The 21,351-nt window shown below is 74.1% G+C and carries 18 protein-coding genes; 8 read left to right on the top strand and 10 right to left on the bottom strand.

The features are described 5' to 3' along the window. Window positions 1-133: 133 nt before the first annotated feature. On the bottom strand, window positions 134-3,067 hold the full coding sequence (gene uvrA, locus AC07D6_RS22080) for an excinuclease ABC subunit UvrA (protein ID WP_479046788.1): 2,934 nt from the start codon (window positions 3,065-3,067) through the stop codon (window positions 134-136). Between the two features lie 199 nt (window positions 3,068-3,266). On the opposite strand from uvrA, the gene AC07D6_RS22085 reads away from it, so the two are divergent. The 3 genes from AC07D6_RS22085 (at window position 3,267) to AC07D6_RS22095 (ending at window position 6,094) form a co-directional block, all read left to right on the top strand. Beyond that, complete coding sequence (locus AC07D6_RS22085) at window positions 3,267-3,956, top strand: maleylpyruvate isomerase family mycothiol-dependent enzyme (protein ID WP_315876446.1); 690 nt, start codon at window positions 3,267-3,269, stop codon at window positions 3,954-3,956. Between the two features lie 9 nt (window positions 3,957-3,965). Then, the gene (locus tag AC07D6_RS22090; RefSeq protein ID WP_315876448.1) at window positions 3,966-4,622 is read left to right on the top strand and encodes an MBL fold metallo-hydrolase; all 657 of its coding nucleotides are present in this window, start codon (window positions 3,966-3,968) and stop codon (window positions 4,620-4,622) included. Window positions 4,623-4,801: 179 nt separating this feature from the next. Further along, window positions 4,802-6,094, top strand: a complete 1,293-nt coding sequence (locus tag AC07D6_RS22095) for an MFS transporter (protein ID WP_479046949.1) — start codon at window positions 4,802-4,804, stop codon at window positions 6,092-6,094. Window positions 6,095-6,195: 101 nt separating this feature from the next. Here AC07D6_RS22095 and AC07D6_RS22100 read toward each other — a convergent pair whose 3' ends face one another. From AC07D6_RS22100 to AC07D6_RS22120, 5 genes are all read right to left on the bottom strand, one after another. Then, the gene (locus AC07D6_RS22100; protein WP_315876449.1) at window positions 6,196-7,176 is read right to left on the bottom strand and encodes a TerC family protein; all 981 of its coding nucleotides are present in this window, start codon (window positions 7,174-7,176) and stop codon (window positions 6,196-6,198) included. A 283-nt stretch (window positions 7,177-7,459) separates the two neighbouring features. Beyond that, on the bottom strand, window positions 7,460-9,478 hold the full coding sequence (locus AC07D6_RS22105; protein ID WP_479046792.1) for a TerD family protein: 2,019 nt from the start codon (window positions 9,476-9,478) through the stop codon (window positions 7,460-7,462). A 125-nt stretch (window positions 9,479-9,603) separates the two neighbouring features. Further along, the gene (locus tag AC07D6_RS22110) at window positions 9,604-10,182 is read right to left on the bottom strand and encodes a TerD family protein (protein ID WP_315876451.1); all 579 of its coding nucleotides are present in this window, start codon (window positions 10,180-10,182) and stop codon (window positions 9,604-9,606) included. 187 nt (window positions 10,183-10,369) lie between these two features. Beyond that, the gene (gene uvrB / locus AC07D6_RS22115; RefSeq protein ID WP_479046795.1) at window positions 10,370-12,523 is read right to left on the bottom strand and encodes an excinuclease ABC subunit UvrB; all 2,154 of its coding nucleotides are present in this window, start codon (window positions 12,521-12,523) and stop codon (window positions 10,370-10,372) included. Window positions 12,524-12,592: 69 nt separating this feature from the next. Further along, a complete protein-coding gene (locus tag AC07D6_RS22120; RefSeq protein ID WP_479046797.1) occupies window positions 12,593-13,552 on the bottom strand; it encodes an MHYT domain-containing protein in 960 nt (319 codons plus the stop codon). A gap of 145 nt (window positions 13,553-13,697) precedes the next feature. On the opposite strand from AC07D6_RS22120, the gene AC07D6_RS22125 reads away from it, so the two are divergent. The 3 genes from AC07D6_RS22125 to AC07D6_RS22135 all read left to right on the top strand — a co-directional run bounded on the left by AC07D6_RS22125 (window position 13,698) and on the right by AC07D6_RS22135 (window position 16,559). Next, window positions 13,698-14,252 (top strand): methylated-DNA--[protein]-cysteine S-methyltransferase, encoded by a 555-nt coding sequence (locus AC07D6_RS22125; protein WP_479046799.1) that lies wholly within the window; start codon window positions 13,698-13,700, stop codon window positions 14,250-14,252. A gap of 430 nt (window positions 14,253-14,682) precedes the next feature. Then, window positions 14,683-15,669, top strand: coding sequence for a pseudouridine-5'-phosphate glycosidase (locus AC07D6_RS22130; protein WP_479046802.1), 987 nt, complete (start codon window positions 14,683-14,685; stop codon window positions 15,667-15,669). Then, window positions 15,666-16,559 carry a carbohydrate kinase family protein gene (locus AC07D6_RS22135; protein WP_479046805.1) on the top strand — a complete coding sequence of 298 codons (894 nt, stop codon included), beginning with the start codon at window positions 15,666-15,668 and terminating at the stop codon, window positions 16,557-16,559. Before AC07D6_RS22130 ends, AC07D6_RS22135 begins: the two co-directional genes overlap by 4 nt. A 49-nt stretch (window positions 16,560-16,608) precedes the next feature. On the opposite strand, the gene AC07D6_RS22140 is transcribed toward AC07D6_RS22135, so the two are convergent. After that, entirely contained in the window at window positions 16,609-17,241 is a 633-nt protein-coding gene (locus AC07D6_RS22140) for a nucleoside/nucleotide kinase family protein (RefSeq protein ID WP_315876456.1), read from the bottom strand. A 100-nt stretch (window positions 17,242-17,341) separates the two neighbouring features. Continuing rightward, window positions 17,342-18,010 (bottom strand): winged helix-turn-helix transcriptional regulator, encoded by a 669-nt coding sequence (locus tag AC07D6_RS22145; RefSeq protein WP_479046808.1) that lies wholly within the window; start codon window positions 18,008-18,010, stop codon window positions 17,342-17,344. Between the two features lie 84 nt (window positions 18,011-18,094). Here AC07D6_RS22145 and AC07D6_RS22150 point away from each other — a divergent pair, with 84 nt between their 5' ends. After that, entirely contained in the window at window positions 18,095-19,306 is a 1,212-nt protein-coding gene (locus AC07D6_RS22150; RefSeq protein WP_479046811.1) for a pyridoxal phosphate-dependent aminotransferase, read from the top strand. A gap of 96 nt (window positions 19,307-19,402) precedes the next feature. Continuing rightward, window positions 19,403-20,062 (top strand): DUF2293 domain-containing protein, encoded by a 660-nt coding sequence (locus tag AC07D6_RS22155; RefSeq protein ID WP_479046813.1) that lies wholly within the window; start codon window positions 19,403-19,405, stop codon window positions 20,060-20,062. Window positions 20,063-20,088: 26 nt separating this feature from the next. On the opposite strand, the gene AC07D6_RS22160 is transcribed toward AC07D6_RS22155, so the two are convergent. Beyond that, on the bottom strand, window positions 20,089-20,751 hold the full coding sequence (locus AC07D6_RS22160; RefSeq protein WP_315876460.1) for a chaplin family protein: 663 nt from the start codon (window positions 20,749-20,751) through the stop codon (window positions 20,089-20,091). A 162-nt stretch (window positions 20,752-20,913) separates the two neighbouring features. Next, window positions 20,914-21,351 carry a hypothetical protein gene (locus tag AC07D6_RS22165; RefSeq protein WP_479046815.1) on the bottom strand — a complete coding sequence of 146 codons (438 nt, stop codon included), beginning with the start codon at window positions 21,349-21,351 and terminating at the stop codon, window positions 20,914-20,916.

A 21,351-nucleotide genomic window follows, 5' to 3' on the forward strand; every position in this document is an offset into this window, starting at 1 on the left:
GGAACGGCGGCCGTGCGGACGCCCGCGCGACCCGGTCCCCGCCGCTCGGAGCGGCGGGGACCGGGCCAGGGGTGGCGGAGGGCCGGCCACGGGGTGGCGGGGGCCGGCCGGCCGGCGGGGGGCCGGGGTCGGCTCAGCGGGCGGTCGAGGCGGCCTTGCGCGCCGGGCGCTTGGCCTTCGCCTTCCCCTGCGTCTTCGCCTTCACCGGCGTGGCGTCGCTGATCCGGCTCGGGTCCAGGATGTCGCGGAGGAACTTGCCGGTGTGGCTCGCGGGCACGCCCGCGACCGTCTCCGGCGTGCCCTCGGCGACGACCAGGCCGCCGCCGCTGCCGCCCTCGGGACCCATGTCGACCAGCCAGTCCGCCGTCTTGATCACGTCGAGGTTGTGCTCGATGACGATCACCGTGTTGCCCTTGTCGACCAGGTCCGACAGCACCTTGATCAACTTGGCGATGTCCTCGAAGTGCAGGCCGGTCGTCGGCTCGTCGAGGACGTAGACCGTGCGGCCCGTGGAGCGCTTCTGGAGCTCGCTGGCGAGCTTGACGCGCTGCGCCTCGCCGCCCGACAGGGTCGGCGCGGACTGGCCGAGCCGCACGTACCCCAGGCCGACCTCGTTGAGGGTCTTGAGGTGGCGGGAGATCGTGGGGACGGCCTCGAAGAAGTCCAGGGCCTCCTCGATGGGCATGTCCAGCACCTCGGCGATGGACTTGCCCTTGTAGTGGACCTCCAGGGTCTCCCGGTTGTAGCGCGCGCCGTGACAGACCTCGCACGGCACGTACACGTCCGGGAGGAAGTTCATCTCGATCTTGATGGTGCCGTCGCCGGAGCAGTTCTCGCAGCGACCGCCCTTGACGTTGAAGGAGAACCGGCCCGGCAGGTAGCCGCGGACCTTCGCCTCCGTCGTCTCGGCGAACAGCTTGCGGATGTGGTCGAAGACACCGGTGTACGTGGCCGGGTTGGACCGCGGGGTGCGGCCGATCGGCGACTGGTCGACGTGGACGACCTTGTCGACGAGGTCGTCGCCGTCCACGCGCGTGTGCCGTCCGGGCACGGACCTGGCGCCGTTCAGCTCGCGCGCCAGATGGGTGTAGAGGATGTCGTTGACCAGCGTCGACTTGCCGGAGCCGGAGACTCCGGTGACCGCCGTGAGCACGCCGAGGGGGAACGACACGTCGATGTCGCGGAGGTTGTTCTCGCGGGCGCCGTGCACGGTCAGCTGCCGGGCGGGGTCGACGGGGCGGCGGGCGTCGGGGACGGGGATGGACCTCCTGCCGGACAGGTACTGCCCGGTCACCGACTTCTCGTTGCCGAGGAGCTGCTCCAGCGGCCCGGAGTGGACGACCTTCCCGCCGTGCTCACCGGCGCCGGGGCCGATGTCGACGACCCAGTCGGCGACCTTGATGGTGTCCTCGTCGTGCTCGACGACGATGAGGGTGTTGCCCATGTCGCGGAGCCGGACGAGGGTCTCGATCAGGCGGTGGTTGTCGCGCTGGTGGAGGCCGATGGACGGTTCGTCGAGCACGTACAGCACGCCCACCAGGCCGGAGCCGATCTGGGTGGCGAGCCGGATGCGCTGGGCCTCGCCGCCGGAGAGCGTGCCGGCCGCGCGGTTGAGCGAGAGGTAGTCGAGGCCGACGTCGACCAGGAACCTCAGGCGCTCGTTGACCTCCTTCAGGACCCGCTCGGCGATCTTCTTGTCGCGGGCGTTGAGCGTGAGCCGGCCGAGGAAGTCGGCGCACTCGCTGATGGACATGGCGGAGACGTCCGCGATGGACTTGTCCATGATCGTTACGGCGAGGACGATCGGCTTCAGGCGCGTGCCCTCACAGGTGGGGCAGGGCACCTCGCGCATGTAGCCCTCGAAGCGCTCGCGGCTGGAGTCGCTCTCGGCCTCGCTGTGGCGGCGCTTGACGAAGGGGAGGACGCCCTCGAAGGCCGTCGTGTAGGCCCGCTCCCTGCCGTACCGGTTGCGGTACCGCACCTCGACCTGGGTCTTGTGGCCGTGCAGCAGGGCCTTCTTGGCCCGCTGGGGCAGCCCGGCCCACGGGATGTCGGTGCGGAAGCCGAGCGCCTGGGCGAGCGCGTCGACCAGGCGGCCGAAGTACTCCTTGGTGTGGCCGTGCGACCAGGGGTGGATGGCCCCCTCGTCGAGGGAGCGGTCCTCGTCGGGGACGACGAGCTCCGGGTCGACCTCCATGCGCGTGCCGATGCCGGTGCAGTCGGGGCAGGCGCCGAAGGGCGAGTTGAAGGAGAAGGAGCGGGGCTCCAGCTCCTCGAAGGACAGGTCGTCGTACGGGCAGTACAGGTGCTCCGAGTACATCCGCTCGCGTTCGGGGTCGTCCTCGGGGAGGTCGACGAAGTCGAGCACGACCATGCCGCCGGAGAGGCCGAGCGCGGTCTCCACGGAGTCGGTGAGCCGCCGCTTGGCGCTCTCCTTGACCGTGAGGCGGTCGACGACCACCTCGATCGTGTGCTTCTCCTGCTTCTTCAGCTTCGGCGGGTCGGTCAGCGGGACGGTCTGCCCGTCCACCCGGGCGCGGCTGAAGCCCTTGGTCTGGAGGTCGGCGAAGAGGTCGGCGAACTCGCCCTTGCGCTCGCGCACCAGCGGCGACAGGACCTGGAAGCGGCTGCCCTCGGGCAGCTCCAGCACCCTGTCGACGATCGCCTGCGGCGACTGGCGGGAGATCGGCCGGCGGCACTCGGGGCAGTGCGGCTTGCCGATGCGCGCGAAGAGGAGCCGGAGGTAGTCGTAGACCTCCGTGATCGTTCCGACCGTGGAGCGCGGGTTGCGCGAGGTCGACTTCTGGTCGATGGAGACCGCCGGGGAGAGCCCCTCGATGAAGTCGACGTCCGGCTTGTCCATCTGGCCGAGGAACTGCCGGGCGTACGACGAGAGCGACTCGACGTAGCGGCGCTGCCCCTCGGCGAAGATCGTGTCGAACGCGAGGGACGACTTGCCCGACCCCGAGAGCCCGGTGAAGACGATGAGGGAGTCGCGTGGCAGGTCGAGCGAGACGTTCTTCAGGTTGTGCTCGCGCGCGCCACGGACGATGAGACGGTCGGCCACGCCGGGTCCGCACCTTTCTTGAGAGAAGCGGGGGGTAGTACAGCCCCTGCCCCCGACCGCCCCAGCCTATGGGGGCCGCCAGATGGATGACTGCCTGACTTTCAAGGATGCCTCCATCGAGCGTATAGCACGTGCATTCGATTTCAGGTCGCGTTCCGCCGCCTTCACCCGAACGAGTGGCGACGCTACTGTCAGCACCATGATCGATCACGCCCATGACCTGGCCTCCGTACGCGAGGCGACCGATCGGCTGCTCTCGGCGGCCTCCGCGCTCGACGACACCGCCGCCGCGGAGCCGTCCCGCCTCCCCGGCTGGACCCGCGGCCACGTCCTGGCCCACCTCGCCCGCAACGCGGACGCCCTGGTGAACGTCCTGCGCGGCCTGCCCATGTACACGAGCGCCGAGGCCCGCGACGCCGACATCGAGCGCGACGCCCGGCGCCCGCTCGCCGCCCACCTCGACGACCTGCGGTCCAGCGCCGCCCGCTTCCTGGCGGAGGGCGACGCGCCGGCGGACTGGGGCCGCACCGTGGAGCTCCGCAACGGGGTGACCGACCGGGCCGCCCGCGTCCCCTTCCGCCGTCTCGTCGAGGTCGAGCTCCACCACGTCGACCTGGGCGTCGGCTACGAGCTGGAGGACCTGCCGGAGGAGTTCACCGAGCGGGAGATCGTCTTCCTGACGGAGCGGTTCGCCGGCCACCGGGACGTCCCCGCCACCACGGTCACCGCTGACGACGGCCGGACGTGGACGACGGGCGGCGGCGCGGCCGGCGGCCCGGTCGTCGTCCGGGGCCCCGCGGCCGACCTGCTCGGCTGGCTCGCGGGCCGCCGCGACGGCTCCGCGCTGAACGTCTCGAACGGCTCCCTCCCGGCGCTGCCCCCGCTATAGGCTGGCCCCATGACGTACAGCGGAGCGGTGAAGGTCGGCGGACCCGCGGACGTGCACGAACTGGCGGACCTGATCATCTCGAAGGTCGCCGTCGGACCGATGGACAACAACGCGTACCTGCTGCGCTGCCGGGCCACCGGCGAGCAGTTGCTGATCGACGCGGCCAACGAGCCGCGGACCCTGCTCCGGCTGATCGGTGACGACGGCATCGCGGCCGTCGTCACCACCCACCGCCACCACGACCACTGGTACGCGCTGCGCGAGGTGGTGGCGGCCACCGGGGCCCGCACGTACGCGGGGCGGTACGACGCCGAGGGGATCGACGTGCCGACGGACGTCCTCGTCGAGGACGGCGACACGGTCCGGGTGGGCCGGGTGGAGCTGACGGCGCGCCGCATGACCGGGCACACGCCCGGCTCGATCACGCTGATCTACGACGACCCGCACGGCCACCCGCACGCCTTCACCGGCGACTGCCTGTTCCCCGGGGGCGTCGGGAACACCCACAAGGACCCGGAGGCGTTCGCGAGCCTGCTCCACGACGTGGAGACCAAGCTGTTCGACGCCCTGCCGGACGAGACGTGGGTCTACCCGGGCCACGGCCGGGACACGACGCTGGGCGACGAGCGCCCGCAGCTCCCGGAGTGGCGCGCGCGGGGCTGGTGACGCGCCCGGATACCGCCCCCGCGCGCCCGGTACCGTCCCCCGCGCGCCCGTGCGCCCCGTGACCGGGGCGCGGCCCGGACGGTTGGCGCGGCATGCGCCACAGTCACACGCCCGCGTCCGCGGAGCCGCCCCGGCGGCCGTCGGGGCAACCGCCGGGGCGGTCCCCGGCCGGGCCGCCCATGGGGCGGCTGGCGGCGGCCTCCCTCGCCGGGACCGCCGTCGAGTTCTATGACTTCTACGTCTACGGGACCGCCGCCGCGCTGGTCCTGGGGCCCTTGTTCTTCCCCACGTTCTCGCCGCTGGCGGGGACGCTCGCCGCCTTCGGGACCTTCGCGGTGGGCTTCGTCTCGCGCCCCCTGGGAGCGGTGGTCTTCGGCCACGTCGGCGACCGGCGCGGGCGGCGGCCGGTGCTCTTCGCGTCCCTGGCGCTGACCGGCGCGGCGACGGTCGCGGTGGGCTGCGTCCCGTCGTACGCGGTGATCGGGCCGGCGGCCCCGGTGCTGCTCCTGGTGCTGCGCTTCCTCCAGGGGCTGGGGCTGGGCGGCGAGTGGGGCGGGGCGGTGCTGCTGGCCGGGGAGCACGCCCCGCGGCGGCGACGGGCGCTGTGGGCGAGCTTTCCGCAGGTCGGCCCGTCCGTGGGGTTCCTGCTGGCGAACGGGGTGATGCTGGCGCTCTCGGCGGGGTTGAGCGACGCGGCGTTCCGGTCGTGGGGGTGGCGGGTGCCGTTCTGGGCGGCGGGCCTGCTCGCGCTGGGCGGGCTGCTGCTGCGGTCGTCCCTGGCGGAGACGCCCCAGTTCCGGGAGCTGGCGGAGACGGGGCGGCGGGCGGGCGCCCCGTTCCTGGAGGTGGTGCGCGGGCACTGGCGGCTGCTGCTGCTCACGGCGGGGGCGCTGGCCGTGGGGTACGCCGTGTTCTACGCGGTGTCCACCTGGGCGCTGGCGTACGGCACGGAGCGGCTCGGCGTGAGCCGCACGGTCATGCTGGGGTGCGTGATGGCGGCGGTGGCCGTGCAGGGCGCGGTGACGCCGTTCGCGGCGATGCTGGGCGACCGGTACGGCCGGCGGCCGATGTGCCTGGCGGGGTGCACGGTGTGCGCGCTGTGGATGTTCCCGATGGTGGGGCTGCTGCACACGGGGCGGCCGGTGCTGATGTTCCTGGCGATCCTGGTGGCGCTGCTGGCGTTCATCACGATGTTCGCGGTCATCGGCGCGTACCTGCCGGAGCTGTACGAGCCGCGGGTGCGGTGCACGGGGGCGGCGGTGGGCTACAACCTGGCGGGGGTGCTCGGCGGGGCGCTGACGCCGGTGGTGGCGACGGCCGCCGCGGGCGGTTCCGGGCCGCCGTGGGGCGTGGCGGCGTATCTGGTGGGGGTCGCGGTGGTGAGCCTGGGCTGCTTCGCGCTGCTCCCGGAGACCGTGCCGGCGGCGGGCGCGGGGAGGCGCGGCCGGGCGGGGGAGCCGGCGACCGCGTGAGGGTCGGGGCGGGACGGCCCGCCCGGGGCTCCCGCCGGTGAACGCACGGCACCGGCCGGGTCGTCGAACGACCCGGCCGGTGCTGTGCGTTTCCGGTTGTGTCAGACCTTCGTGGAGTCGGTCTCCTTCTCGCCCTCGGCGGACTGCCGGCGGGAGGCGATGAGGCTGGTGATCGTGGTGATGATCAGGACACCGCAGATGACCGCCAGCGAGAACGGGATGGAGATCTCCGGGACGTGCACCCCCGACTCGTGCAGGGCGTGCAGCACCAGCTTCACGCCGATGAAGCCGAGGATGACGGAGAGGCCGTAGCTGAGGTGGACCAGCTTCTTGAGCAGGCCGCCGATGAGGAAGTACAGCTGCCGCAGACCCATCAGGGCGAAGGCGTTCGCGGTGAAGACGATGTACGGGTCCTGGGTCAGGCCGAAGATCGCGGGGATCGAGTCCAACGCGAACAGCACGTCCGTGGTGCCGATGGCGAGCATGACCACCATCAGCGGGGTCAGCACCCGCTTGCCGTTGACCTGGAGGAACAGCTTCGTGCCGTGGTAGCGGTCGGCGACGCCGAAGCGCTGCTCGATCGACTTGAGGAGACGATTCTCCTCGTACTCCTCGTCGGGCTCGTCGGAGGATGCCTCCTTGATCAGCTTCCAGGCGGTGTAGATCAGGAACGCGCCGAAGATGTAGAAGACCCACGAGAAGCTGGCGATGATCGCGGCGCCGGCGGCGATGAACACGGCCCGCAGGACGAGCGCGATGAGCACGCCGATCAGCAGCACCCGCTGCTGGAGGTGGGACGGCACGGAGAACTTCGCCATGATCAGGACGAAGACGAAGAGGTTGTCGACGCTCAGCGACTTCTCGGTGATGAAGCCGGCGAAGAACTCGCCGGACGCCTTGCTCTCGCCGAAGAAGAGCAGGCCGAGGCCGAACAGCACGGCGAGGACGATCCATACGGCCGTCCAGATCCCGGCTTCTTTGATCGACACGTCATGGGGCTTGCGCCCGATGAGGAAGTCGACCGCGATCAGGGCGATGAGACCGAGAACGGTCACCGCCCACAAGGTCATAGAAACGTCCATTGCGCCTCCGGCGTCGTACGGCTACTGATCAGCGTCGTCGCTGCCGGAGGTCTCTTCCACCCGGGCACCGCCCGTGGTGCGGGCGGCGCGGGGGCCGGCGCCCCGGGACAGGTCTCCGTCCGACCGGTCCGTACTGACGGGCACGCCGCTGTGTGGGAGTACTCCCCTCCGCGTAAAGGAACCGTACACGAAATACCAAGGAGAGGTAAAGTGCCTGGCAAAGGAGAGACCAAAAGCCCAGTTCAGCGAGGTTGTACGGGGACGGGAGGGGGGCGCGGGGCGGTCAGTGGCGCCGGGTGCGGCGGGCCTCTGCGACACTCGCGAGGACCTGGTGCAGCACCCGGCCGCCCTGCGGTGTCCGCGGCGGCTCGTACGTCCAGGCGTGCCCCACCCACGGGTCCGCCAGGTGGTCGTCCGGCACCGGGGGGACGCGCAGCAGCGAACGCCACAGCGGGTCCAGCACCGGCCCGTACGCACGGGCGTCCTCGCGGTCGGCGACCATCATCAGGTGCACGCCCACGGCCGGGCCCTCGTCGGCGAGGTACCGCAACTGGGTGACGGCCCGGTCGTCGAAGCCGTGCGGGAAGTCGTGGACGACGAGCAGTTGCTCGGCCGTGTCCAGGTCCGGCGGGAGCGCGTCCGCGCCGGCGCCGCCGCGCACCGCCATCTGCACCAGGTCCACGCGCCGGGTGAGCCGCGCCAGGACCGTCGCCACTCCCCCGGGCCCCGCCGCCGGGGGCTCGGCCAGCACGCCCGAGCCGGTGAGCGGGGCGAACGCGGCGGCGCCCGAGCCGGCCGGGTCGATCACGTGGACGGTGAAGTCGCCCGGCGGGTGGACGGCGAGGAGGCGCGCGACGTGTGCGACGGCCGTGTCGAGGGCGAGGCGGCGCAGCCGGTCCTCGTCCGTGAGCAGGGCCCGCTCCGAGCCGCGGCGACCGCTGTCCACCCACAGGCCGCGCTCCAGGGGAAGCCTGACCAGCAGGGGAATGCGCAGCTCGGGCCGTTCCGGGAGGTGGAGGTCGCCGAGGCGCAGCGCCATCGGGGCCTGTGTGGGGACACGGTAGGCGTGCCACACCGGATGGTCCCAGCGGGCGAAGGCGGGCGGGAGCGCGGGCTCGACGACGTCGGACTCGGCGGTGAGCTGGGCGAGGTCGCGGTCGAGGGCCTCGCGCGCCCGGCCGGTGAGCTCCCGGCACCTGGCGTCGGCCTCGGCGCGGGCGGCGTCGCCCGCGCCGAGGCGGCTGCGCGGGTCGGACAGGGCGCTGTCCAGCTCCCGCTCCATCCGGGACTCCGCGAAGTCGACGGCGCCCCGGTAGGCGGCGGTCGTACGGGCCAGGTCCTCGAACATGCCCCAGACCTGGTTGTAGAGGCGCTCCTCCATGGACCAGCCGGCGGCGTCGCCGGCGACCGGGGCGGCGGGGGCGCCGGGCGGCACGGGTGGCGCGGACGCGGCCGGCGGGGGTGGGGCGGTCCGGCGGCGGGGGTGCGTGTAGTCGACGGGGCCGACGGGCGGGGCGGGCCGGACCGGAACGGACGGGGTGGGCGCGGGCGGGGCAGGCGTGGACGGGGCAGGCGTGGACGGGGCCGGAACGGGCGAGGCGGGCGCGGGCGGGGCAGGCGTGGACGGAGCCGGAACGGGCGAGGCGGGCGCGGGCGGGGCAGGCGTGGACGGAGCCGGAACGGGCGGGGCGGGGTGGCGGGTCCGGTCGCCCTCCCCGGTACGGGGCGGGGGCGCGGCGGCGGCGCGGTCCAGGCCGCGCGCCACGGCGTCCTGGACGGCCGCGGCGAGTTCGGCCGCGCCGGGCACCCCCTGGTCCCGGAACAGCGCGGCGAGGCCGTCCGCGTACCCCTGGCCGACGGCGCGGACCTTCCAGGCGCCCTGTCGGCGGTACAGCTCCAGGGCGACGACGGCGGACTCGGCTTCCAAGCCGGTGAGGGTGTACGTGGCGACCTCGGCGCCGCCGGGCGCGGCGACCGCGACGAAGGGCGCGGCGACGGCGCCGAAGCGGCCGGGCCCGCCCGTGTCCGCGGGCAGGGCCAGCAGGACGGCGACGCGGTGCACACGCGCGGCCAGGGCCTCCAGGTCCACGGTGAGCCGGTGCTCGGTGGCCGCCCGGCGGGACACCTCGACGCCGGGCAGGGCCGGCGCGCCGGGGTGGGCGACCCCCTCCGCTCCGGCGACGGTCCCGGCGGCGTCGGAGAGCACGGCCCCCACCGCCACCGGCACACCGGACGACACCCGGATCTCGAGTCGGGTGTCGGGCAGCGGGTGGTTCTGCCCCCGGACCAGCTCGGCCGTCATCGCCTGTCGTCCCCTCGGTGGTTGCGGCTGGGTGGCGTGCGTCGCGGAACGCGTCGGTGGCGCACGCGTGGCAGCTCCCGGCGGCCGGGCCTCCGGGAGCTGCGGTGCGTAACGCCGGGGTGCGGCTACAGGTGCGGCAGGATCGCCGGCATCAGGTCCTGGAACGTCCGGCCGTTGGACGGGGCGCCGATGGCCGTCATGGTCCAGCCGCCGCCGGTGCGGTGCACCTTCGCCATGATCTGCGCGGTGTACTGGCCACCGCCGTTCAGGGTGTAGCGGGCGAGCTCCTGGCCGTTCGTCTCGTCGACGAGGCGACAGAACGCGTTCTGCACCTCCTGGAACGTCTGGCCGGTGAACGAGTTGACGGTGAAGACGATCTGGTCGATGTGGACCGGGACCCGCTGGAGGTCCACGAGGACCGCCTCGTCGTCGCCGCCCTGGCCCGCGCCGCCCACCAGGTTGTCGCCGGTGTGGCGGACGGAGCCGTCGTCGCTCACCAGGTGGCGGAAGAAGACGACGTCGACGGGGTCCCCGCCGGCGAACAGCACCGCCGACGCGTCGAGGTCGACCTCCCGGGTGCGCGAGCCGAACAGACCGCGGCGCGGCGCCGCCTGCCAACCGAGCCCCATCCGCACCGCGGACAGGGACCCCCCGTCGCTCTTCTGCAGGCTGATGGCCTGGCCCTTGGTCAAGTTGACCGACACGCGCTGTCCCCTCTCTTCAGCGTTCCCCGCGGCCGCCCTGTGGTGGGGGCGCGGTTGCGAGCACCCTATGCGGGGGCGCGGCACCGGCATCACGGCAAGACCCCCTTTGTGTCGGTGTTGCAACACAGCGGACGCGGCGTCCCCGGCCGCGTCCGCGGCGGCGCGCCCCGGCGGGCCGGGAGGCCCGTCAGGCGATGCCCGCCTCCTTCATCTGGCGCAGCTCCTTCTTCAGCTCGCCCACCTCGTCGCGCAGCCGGGCGGCGACCTCGAACTGGAGGTCCGCGGCGGCGGCCCGCATCCGCTCGGTCATCTCCTCGATGATCCCGGCCAGCTCGGCGGCGGGGCGGTCGCTGGTCACGGCGCCCGCGCGGGCCGTCCCGCCCCTGCCGGCCCTGCCGCCGTCCTTGGCCGCCTTCGCCGCCGACCCCAGGGAGGGGACGGGGGCCTTGGCGCCCTTGCCGTCCTTCGACTGGCGGTAGCCCGTGCCCAGCAGTTGCTCCGTGTCGACCTCCTCGCGCGCGAGGGTGACGACGATGTCGTTGATCTTCTTGCGGAGCGGCTGCGGATCGATGCCGTGGGCCTTGTTGTACGCGACCTGCTTCTCTCGGCGGCGGTTGGTCTCGTCGATGGCCTGCGCCATCGCCGGTGTGATCGTGTCCGCGTACATGTGGACCTGGCCCGAGACGTTGCGCGCGGCGCGGCCGATGGTCTGGATGAGGGACGTGCCGGAGCGCAGGAAGCCCTGCTTGTCGGCGTCGAGGATGGCGACCAGGGACACCTCGGGCAGGTCGAGGCCCTCCCTCAGGAGGTTGATGCCGACCAGGACGTCGTACTCGCCGGCGCGCAGCTCGCGCAGCAGCTCGATCCGGCGCAGCGTGTCGACGTCGCTGTGCAGGTAGCGGACCTGGATGCCCAGCTCCAGGAAGTAGTCCGTGAGGTCCTCGGCCATCTTCTTGGTGAGCGTGGTGACCAGGACGCGCTCGTCACGCTCGGTGCGGAGGCGGATCTCGTGGACCAGGTCGTCGATCTGGCCCTCGGTGGGCTTGACGACGACCTCCGGGTCGACCAGGCCCGTGGGGCGGATGATCTGCTCGACGAACCCGTCGGAGCGGGACAGCTCGTACGGCCCGGGCGTGGCCGACAGGTAGACGGCCTGGCCGATGCGCTCCTGGAACTCCTCCCACTTCAGGGGCCGGTTGTCCAGCGCGGACGGCAGCCGGAAGCCGTGGTCGACGAGGGTCCGCTTGCGGGAGGCGTCGCCCTCGTACATGGCGCCGATCTGCGGCACGGTGACATGGGACTCGTCGATGACCAGCAGGAAGTCCTCGGGGAAGTAGTCGAGGAGGGTGTTGGGCGGGGAGCCGGGCTCGCGCTGGTCGAAGTGCAGCGAGTAGTTCTCGATGCCGGAGCAGGAACCGATCTGGCGCATCATCTCGATGTCGTACGTGGTGCGCATGCGCAGCCGCTGGGCCTCCAGCAGCTTGCCCTGCCGCTCCAGCTCGGCGAGGCGCCCCTCCAGCTCGCGCTCGATGCCGTTGACGGCGCGCTCCATGCGCTCGGGGCCCGCCACGTAGTGGCTGGCGGGGAAGACGTACAGGTGCCGGTCGTCGCTGATGACCTCGCCGGTGAGCGGGTGCAGCGTGGAGAGGGCCTCGATCTCGTCGCCGAACATCTCGATGCGGACGGCGAGCTCCTCGTAGACGGGGAAGATCTCGATCGTGTCGCCGCGCACCCGGAACGTGCCGCGCGTGAAGGCGAGGTCGTTGCGCGTGTACTGGATGTCGACGAAGCGGCGCAGCAGCTCGTCCCGGTCGATCTCGTCGCCGACCTTGAGGGAGACCATCCGGTCGACGTACTCCTGGGGCGTGCCCAGGCCGTAGATGCAGGAGACGGAGGCGACGACGACCACGTCCCGCCGGGTGAGAAGGGAGTTCGTGGCGGAGTGGCGCAGGCGCTCCACCTCCTCGTTGATCGAGGAGTCCTTCTCGATGTACGTGTCCGACTGCGGGACGTACGCCTCGGGCTGGTAGTAGTCGTAGTACGACACGAAGTACTCGACGGCGTTGTTCGGCAGCAGCTCGCGGAACTCGTTCGCCAGCTGCGCGGCCAGGGTCTTGTTCGGCGCCATGACGAGCGTGGGCCGCTGGAGCCGCTCGATCATCCAGGCCGTGGTCGCCGACTTGCCGGTGCCGGTCGCACCGAGCAGGACGACATCCTTCTCACCTGCGCGGATGCGCCGTTCGAGGTCGGCGATGGCCGTGGGCTGGTCACCGCTGGGCTGGTACGGGCTGACGACCTCGAAGGGCGCCACCGAGCGTTCGATCTGGGTTACGGGCCGCATGACTCCACCGTACGACCCCGCACTGACAGCCGGGGGTCGTCCGCCGGGCCCGCGGCGCACGGCCCCCGGTCAGCGGCCGGCGTCGTGGTCGCGGTGGCGCGGGGCGGGGACGCCGGGGCGGTGCGCGCGCGGGTCGGCGGGGTGCCGCCCGGGCCCGTCGCCGCCGACCAGGGTCGGGTCGAACAGCACGACGACACCCGCGAGGACCAGGAACGCGGCCGGTCCGGCGAGGAGCGGGACGAGGGGCGCCGTACCGCCGTCGGCCGCCACGGTCACGTCGGGCGCGCCGCCCGCGGCGCCGGCGGCTCCCGCGCCCGCCGCGTCCGCGGTCCCGGCGGCTCCGGCCGCGCCCGCCGCTTTGGCCGCGCCCGCCGCTCCGGCCGGGTCCGCCGGGCCGGAGCGACCGGACGCCGCGGTGGCGCCGCCGTGGAGGTGGACGGTGGCGGCGGCCATGCCGGTGTAGTGCATGCCGGTCACCGCGAGGCCCAGGACGAGGCTCGCGCCGACGCTCGCCGCGAACCCCCGGACGCTGACGGTGGCCCACAGTGCCGCGGTGGCCGCCGCCACGGCGATCACCACGGAGAGGGCGACGGTGGGGGTGTGGTACTCGACGCGGCCGGGGAGGCGCATGCCGGCCATGCCGAGGTAGTGCATGGTGGCGATGCCCAGGCCGGTGATGGTGCCGCCGGTGACCAGGGCCATCGCGGTCCGGCCGCGCAGCCCCACGACGAGGATCCCGACGCCGGCCATGAGGATCGCGACGGCGAGGCTGGCGAAGGTGATCGGGCGGTCGTAGCCGATGGGCACCCCCTCGATGCGGAAGCCCGTCATCGCGACGAAGTGCATGGTCCACACTCCGGCGCCGATGGACACGGCGCCGAGGGCGAGCCAGCCGGGGTGGGGGGCTCCGGAGGCGCGCAGGGACCTGGTCGTGCAGCGCAGGCCGAGGGCCCCGCCCAGGCAGGCCATGAGGTAGGCCACCACGGGCGTGATCAGCCCGTGGCTGAATCCGTCGACTGTGCCCCGCATACCCGTGCGCCCCTCACCCCTCGGCCTTCCGCCGCGAACCTGAGCGTGGAGGGTAGTCCACCCGGGCGGCGCCCGCGCGGCCGGGCGGCGGGGGGTGGGCGGTCTCGCCGACCGCGTTGTCGGTGGCGGCGCGTACCGTGGCGGCATGGACAGCGGCACGCGGGGTGAGGGGCGGACCGTGGAGTGGGCGGTCGTCGGCAGTGGCATCGGGCCGCTGCTGCTGGCGGCCACCGCCGACGGGTTGGTCGGCGTGGTCTTCCACGCGGGCGAGGGGGTCCGGCGCGAGACGCCGACCCGGCTCGCGGCGCGGCTGGGGGCGGAGCCGGTGGAGACTGCTGCGGGACGCCTCGCCGAGCCGATACGGATGCTGGACGCCTACTTCGCGGGCCGCCTCCGGGAGTTCCGGCTGCCCCTGGACTGGTCGCTGACCAGCGGGTTCAACCGACAGGTGCTGCGTGAGCTGGCGTCCGGGGTGCCGTACGGGACGCTCGTCGGGTACGGGGAGCTGGCCGCCCGGGTCGGGCAGCCCGGTGCCGCGCAGGCCGTGGGCGCGGCGATGGGCGCCAACCCCCTGCCGGTCGTCGTGCCGTGCCACCGCGTGGTGGAGGCGGGCGGCGGGCTCGGCGGGTTCGGCGGCGGGCTGGAGACCAAGCGGCGGCTGCTGGTGCTGGAGGGGGTTCTTCCGGAGCCGCTGTTCTGACGGCTGTTCCGGCGGGCGGAGCGGCCGGGCGCGGGCGGTCGGCGCGGGCGGTCGGCGCGGGTGGCCGGGCGCGGGCGGCGGCGACGGGGCCGGCGTCCCCACCGGTGACCCGGTGGCCCGTACCGGTGGCCCGTACCGGTGGCCCGGTGTCTGCGGGCGGCGAGGTCGAGGGCCTGGGTGGCCGGTGTCGCGGGCGCGGTCCGGCACGTCGTACGTGCCGGGGACCGGCGCGCGCGTGACCCGGTCGTCCGGGGCCGTGCCCTGCCGGGCGACGCTCGCGTCCCGGTCCGCGTGGAGCAGGTCGCGGTCGGCTGCCGGGGCGCCGTGGGAGTACCGGGGGCGTGAGGGGGCGCGGGAAAGGGGCGTACGGGCGGGGAGCGGCGGGGCCGCCGATGTTTGGGGGTGTGGCCGGCGCGCCAGGGATGGGGGCATGTCCCAGACCGCAGTGGTGTTGTCGGAAGAGGTGCGGGAGGCGCTGGAGGCGCGCCGCCCCGTGGTCGCCCTGGAGTCGACGATCATCGCGCACGGGCTGCCGCGCCCGCGCAACCTGGCCGTCGCCGAGGAGCTGGAGGCGCTCGTACGGTCCGAGGACGCCGTCCCGGCCACGATCGCCGTGCTGGACGGGGTGCCCCGGATCGGCCTGGACGGGGACCAACTGGAACGGGTCGCAGCGGACGCTTCGTTGCGGAAGCTGGGCCACCGGGACCTGGCGCTCGCGGTGGCGGCGGGTGCGAGCGGGGCGACGACGGTGTCGGCGACGGCGTTCCTGGCGGCGCGGGCGGGCCTGCGGGTGTTCGCGACGGGCGGGCTCGGCGGGGTGCACCGGGAGTGGGCGCGCACGCAGGACGAGTCGGCGGACCTGCGGCTGCTGGCCCGGACGCGGATGACGGTGGTCTGCGCCGGTGTGAAGTCGATCCTCGACCTGCCGGCGACGCTCCAGCGGCTGGAGACGCTCGGCGTGGGCGTGGCCGGGTACGGGACGGACCGCTTCCCCGGCTTCTACCTCGCGTCGTCGGGCGAGCCGGTCGACTGGACGGTGGGGTCGCCGGAGGAGGTGGCGGCGGTCATGCGGGCACAGGACCTGCTCGGCGGGCCCGGGGCGGCGCTGGTCGTCGCCAACCCGGTGCCGGAGGACGAGCAACTGGACCCCCGACTGCACGACCGGGTGCTGGCGGAGGGCCTGGCGGAGTGCCGGGAACGGGGCATCACCGGCCAGGCGGTGACGCCGTTCCTCCTGGAGTACCTGGTGCGGCACACGGACGGGGCGTCACTGGAGGCGAACCTGGCGGCGGTACGGGGCAACGTACGGCTGGCGGCGCGGATCGCGTCGGCGTGGACGGCCGGGGCAGGAGAAGGGCCCGGGACAGAAGAGACGCCCGGGACGAGCGGGGGCACCGGGGCGGCGGAGGCGCGGTGAGCGGTCTGCTGCTCGTGGGGGACGTGGTCACCGATGTGGTGGCCCGGCACGCCGAGCCCCTCGCCCCGGGCACCGACACCGCCGCCCGGATCCGGATCCTGCCGGGCGGGGCGGCGGCGAACGCGGCGTGCTGGGCGGCCCGTTCCGGCTGCTCCGACGTACGGCTGCTGGGGCGGGTCGGCGTGGACGAGGCGGCCTGGCACGAGGCCGCGCTGCGCCGCGCCGGGGTGCGCCCGCTGCTCGTCCGGGACGCGGTGGCGCCGACCGGGACGGTGGTGGCGCTGGTCGACGGGCAGGCCGGCGGGGAGCGGACCTTCCTCACGGACAGCGGCGCGGTGCTGCGGCTCGCCCCCGCCGACTTCTCGCCGCGGCTGCTGGACGGGGTGGCCCACCTGCACCTGTCGGGCTATCTGTTCTTCGCCGCGACCAGCCGGGACACGGCGGTGCTCGCGACGGCCGCGGCGCGGGAGCGGGGCGTTCCGGTGAGCGTGGACCCGGCGTCCACCGGGTTCGTCGGCGCGTTGGGCGTCGACCGGTTCCTGGGGGCCGTGGCCGGTGCGGACGTGCTGTTCCCGAACGCCGACGAGGCGGCGCTGCTGACGGGCCTGCCCGCTCCGGAGGCGGCGGCCGCCGCGCTGAGCCGCCGCCACCGGCTGGTCGCGGTCACCCTCGGCCCGGAGGGCGCGCTGGTCGCGGAGGCCGGCGCGGTGGTCGCGCGGGTGCCGGCGCCGCGGGTGCGGCCGGTCGACACCACGGGCGCGGGCGACGCCTTCGCGGGCGGTTTCCTGGCGGCCCGGCTGGCCGGCGCGACGGTGGCGGAGGCCGCGGCGGCGGGGTGCCGGGCGGGCGCGGAGGCGGTGACGGTGGTGGGCGGGCGCCCGGCGCGGTGACGGCAAGACGCCGGGCGGGCCGGTCGCGGCGCGGTGGCCGCGCGGCCGGTCACGGCAGGCCGGTCCAGGCCGGGTGGCGCGGGTCGTCGGCGCGTACGACCACGTCGGCGGCGTCCGCCGGGGCGACCTCCTCCTCGTACCGCTCGAAGGCCGGTAGCGTCCAGCGTTCGGGCGTGCGGCGGGCCAGCGCGGCGCGCGAGAGCCGCAGGTGCACGGTGAGGTCGAACGGGAACCAGTGCCCGAGCAGGAACGGCCCGTGCAGCAGCAGGACGCCGCCGGGCGCGAGCTCCCGGTACGGGCTGCGGGTGGCGCGGTCGGTGACCGGGTCCCACAGGTCGGGCAGGACGCGTCCGCTGCCGCCCGGCTCCAGCGGTCCGAACACCTCCCGCCACAGCGCGCCGGTGTCGAACCACCCGTCGTAGTACGCGTCGGGGTCCTCCTTGCCGTACTCGAACCGCAGCGACGCCGGGCGCAGGAACCCGGACGTGCCGACCCGGATCACCTCCCGCCCGCGCAGCCGCAGTTCCTGCGCCACGCCGTCCGCCAGGTCGCCGGGCCGGGCGGCGGGGGCGCCGTCCACGGCGACCTTCAGCCAGGGGCCCCCGTCGGCGGGGCTCAGGCCGTCCAGGCGTTCGGCGAGCGCGTCGGTGAGCCGTTCCCAGGTGATCGGTTCCAGTCGCACGCCCCCATCCTGCCAAGGAGGGCCGGCACCGCGGACGGCGGACGACAGCGGACGGCGGACGGCCGACGGCGGAAAGCGAACGACAGCGGGCGGCGGCCGGTCAGCCCCGGCCGGTCTCGCCCCGGAGCGCGGCGGCCAGCGGGCTCTCCCCCGCCACCTCGACGCGCCCGGCCTTCACCCCCGCCGCCAGCGTCAGTTCGCCGCCGCCCACCGCCACGCAGGTCGCTGCGTCCATGCGCAGCCGCGCGTCCGGCGCCTCGGCGGGCCCGTCCCCGTAGGCGGGCCCGCCGTCGTCGCCGAGGCGGACGTGGAACACGCCCTCGTCCAGGCGGACCTCCACCGTCCCGGACTCGCCGACCGCCTCCAGCGCGTCGAGCAGCGGCACCGCGCACCAGTGCGCCCGCACGGCGTCCGTGGGGCGGGGCCCGTCCAGCGCGGGGGCGCCCCAGCGCGCGAGGGCGCGCAGCACGGGCAGCAGTTCGCGGCCGCGGCCGGTGAGCTCGTACACGTACGCGGACGAGGGGGGCGGCAGGCGGCGGCGGGTGGCGAGGCCGTCGCGCTCCATGTCCCTCAGGCGCGTGGCGAGCATGTCGGTGCTGACACCGGGCAGGTCGGCGTGGAGGTCGGTGTAGCGGCGGGGGCCGGCGAGGAGTTCGCGGACGATCAGCAGGGTCCAGCGGTCGCCGACGGCGTCGAGGGCGCGGGCAGCGGCGCAGTACTGGTCGTAGCTGCGGCGGCGGTCGGCGGAACGCGTGCTCGGACGTGGCATGCGACGCAGTCTAGACGTCTTGTTGGACTTTCCAAGCTCCCACTTGGTAAAACCAAGCAACACCCTTTCCGTGGAGGTCGCCGTATGGAGTTCCGGCAGTCGAGCAAGTTGAGCGAGGTCTGCTACGAGATCCGCGGCCCGGTGATCGAGCACGCCAACGCCCTGGAGGAGGCGGGCCACAGCGTCCTGCGCCTCAACACCGGCAATCCGGCCCTGTTCGGGTTCGAGGCGCCGGAGGAGATCCTCCAGGACATGATCCGGATGCTGCCGCGGGCGCACGGCTACACCGACTCGCGCGGCATCCTCTCCGCCCGGCGCGCCGTCGCCCAGCGCTACCAGGCCATGGGGCTCACCGGGGTCGGCGTCGACGACGTCTTCCTCGGCAACGGCGTCTCCGAACTGGTCTCCATGGCGGTCCAGGCGCTGGTCGAGGACGGCGACGAAGTCCTCATCCCGGCCCCCGACTTCCCGCTCTGGACGGCGGTCACCACCCTCTCCGGCGGACGACCCGTGCACTACCTGTGCGACGAGTCCTCCGACTGGTACCCGGACCTCGACGACATGGCCGCGAAGATCACCGACCGCACCCGGGCCGTGGTCATCATCAACCCCAACAACCCCACGGGCGCGGTCTACCCGCGCGAAGTCGTCGAGGGCATCCTCGATCTGGCCCGCCGTCACCAGTTGATGGTCTTCGCCGACGAGATCTACGACCAGATCGTCTACGACGACGCCGTCCACCACCCGGCGGGCGTCCTCGCCCCCGACCTGGTCGTCCTCACCTTCGGCGGGCTGTCCAAGACGTACCGCGTGGCCGGCTTCCGCTCCGGCTGGCTCGTCGTCAGCGGACCCAAGCAGCACGCCCGCGACTACCTGGAGGGGTTGACGATGCTCGCCTCCATGCGGCTGTGCCCCAACGCCCCCGCCCAGTACGCGATCCAGGCGGCGCTCGGCGGGCGCCAGTCCATCGAGGAGCTGACCGCGCCCGGCGGCAGGCTGTACGAGCAGCGCGACCGGGCGTGGGAGAAGCTGAACGAGATCCCGGGCGTGTCCTGTGTGAAGCCGCGCGGCGCGCTGTACGCGTTCCCGCGCCTCGACCCGAAGGTGCACCCGATCCACGACGACGAGAAGTTCGTCCTGGACCTGCTGCTGCGGGAGAAGATCCAGGTCGTGCAGGGCACCGGGTTCAACTGGCCGCGCCCGGACCACTTCCGCATCCTCACGCTGCCGTACGTCGACGACCTCGACGCGGCGATCAGCCGGATCGGACGGTTCCTCAGCGGCTACCGGCAGTAGGGCGGCGCGGTACCGGGCCGCTCCGGCGCGGTTTCGGGGTGGGCGCGGCGCGGGGAGAACCCCACCGACGTACGCGTGACGGGGTGGTGGGGCGCGGTGCAGCGAGACCCGGTCGTGGTCGTCGAGCCGCTCCGGCCGCGCGCCCGCTGCGCGCAGTGCCGCCGGGGCCCGCTGCGGCGGATGGTGCTGGAGCTCTCCGCGCCGCGCTGCCTGGACTGCGCCGGCCTGGGGCACCTGGTCTACCTGCCGCGCGGCGACGCGGCGCTCACCCGGCGCGCCCGGGAGGCGAGCGGCCGGTGGGCCGTGGTCGTACGGCACGACAGGCGCCGCACCCGGTACGAGCGCCAGGGCATCCTCGTCGAGGAGGCGGCCCTGGCCCGGGCGGAGGCGGCGTGCCGGGCCGACGCCGGGGCACGGGCCCGCCGCCGGGCCAGGGACGCGGAGCGGCGCGCGGCCGAGGACGTCCGGTTCACGGCCGCGCTGGAGGCGCGGATACGGCGCCTGTTCCCGGGGTGCCCGGCCGACCGGGCCGCCGAGATCGCCGCGCACGCCTCGGTGCGCGGAAGCGGACGCGTGGGGCGTACGGCGGCCGGGCGGGCCCTGGACGAGGGCGCGGTCGCGGCGGCGGTCCGGGCGTCGGTACGGCACCGCGACACCCCGTACGACGCGCTGCTGACGAGCGGGGTGCCGCGCCGCCAGGCGCGCGTCCGGGTGGCCCCGGCCGTCGAGGCCGTGCTGGCGGCCTGGCGGCGGTGACGGGCACCTCGCGGGGCCCGGTCCGGTCAGGCGCGCGTGGCCGACGCGCGGGAGCGGCGGTAGAGCAGCGTCCCGGCGAGGACCAGGCCGGCGGCGGGCAGGCCCATGCCGACGAGGTCGCCGCTGCCCGTGACGGCGAGGGCCGGGGCCTCCGTCGGCGCGGGCGCTTCCTCGACCGGCTCGACGACCTCGGCCGTCGCGACCGCCTCGGCGGACTTCGGCGGCGTCACGGGCTGCCCCTGCGCCTCGCCACCGCCCTCGGGGGCCGGGTCGTCGGTGCCGACGATGCTGACCGCGCCGCTGGAGTCCTTCCCCGGCAGGTCGACGGGGAGGCGGAGGTCGTCGCCGGAGAGGCCGAGCGAGTCGACCACACCGGTGACGGGGTTCTTACCGCCCTCGTCGCCTCGGTGGGAGTTGCCGTGCTCGTCCTTGTGCGAGCCGTGCCTCTCACCCTCGTCGGCACAGGTGCCCCCGGCCGCGGGGCTGAGCAGGCCCTCGGTGTTCATCGTGTCGCCGCAGGCGCCGGCCGGGGAGTGCGCCGACCGCGTCTCGTCGCCGCTGACCAGCCCGGCCGGGTCGAACGCCGAGTCGAACACGTCGGCGTCGGCCTGTGCCGAGCCGGCGGCCAGGGCGAGCATGCCGCCCGTGGCCATCAGAGTGATCAGACCATTTCGGCGAATGTGCCTCATGGCTTCCTGCCTTCCGGAGATGTTCACGGGCGCTCGCCCGCACTCCGGTTAACGCGCTGATCCCGGGCGGGTTATGACAGATCCCGCAATCACCCCATCGAGGGACGTTTCAATCGTTCTCTCACATCATCTCTCCTGTTTTCATCCTCCCGGGTGGTCACGTCACCCGGTCGGGGTGCCGCCGAGGTCGATGCGGCCGACCGTGCCGGTCCGGATCACCGTGCCGTTCTGCGTTCCCCCGCTGATCGTGTTGTGGGTCCGGACGACCTGTCGGGGTGCGGCCGAAGCGTCTTCCAGCTCGTCCAGCCACGCGCGCAGTTCGGCCGCGCCCTCCGGGTCGTTGCGCAGGGCGCGGCGCATGCGGCCCCTCCACTCGGCGAGCGCCTCGGTCCTGGCCTCCTCGTCGCCGGACCGCTCGGCCTCGACGAGTTCGTCCCTCGCCTCGTCCAGCTCCTCGCCGATCACCGCCGCGTCCTGGCCCGAGCGGCGGGCGAGGAACGCGGTGACCCGGCCCCGGGCCTGCTCCCACGCCTCACCGACCATCTGCTGCACGAGGGCCGCCGCCCCCGCCGACGCCAGTGCCACCAACTCCGCTTCCAC

This window comes from Streptomyces sp. NPDC045287 (assembly GCF_056432325.1).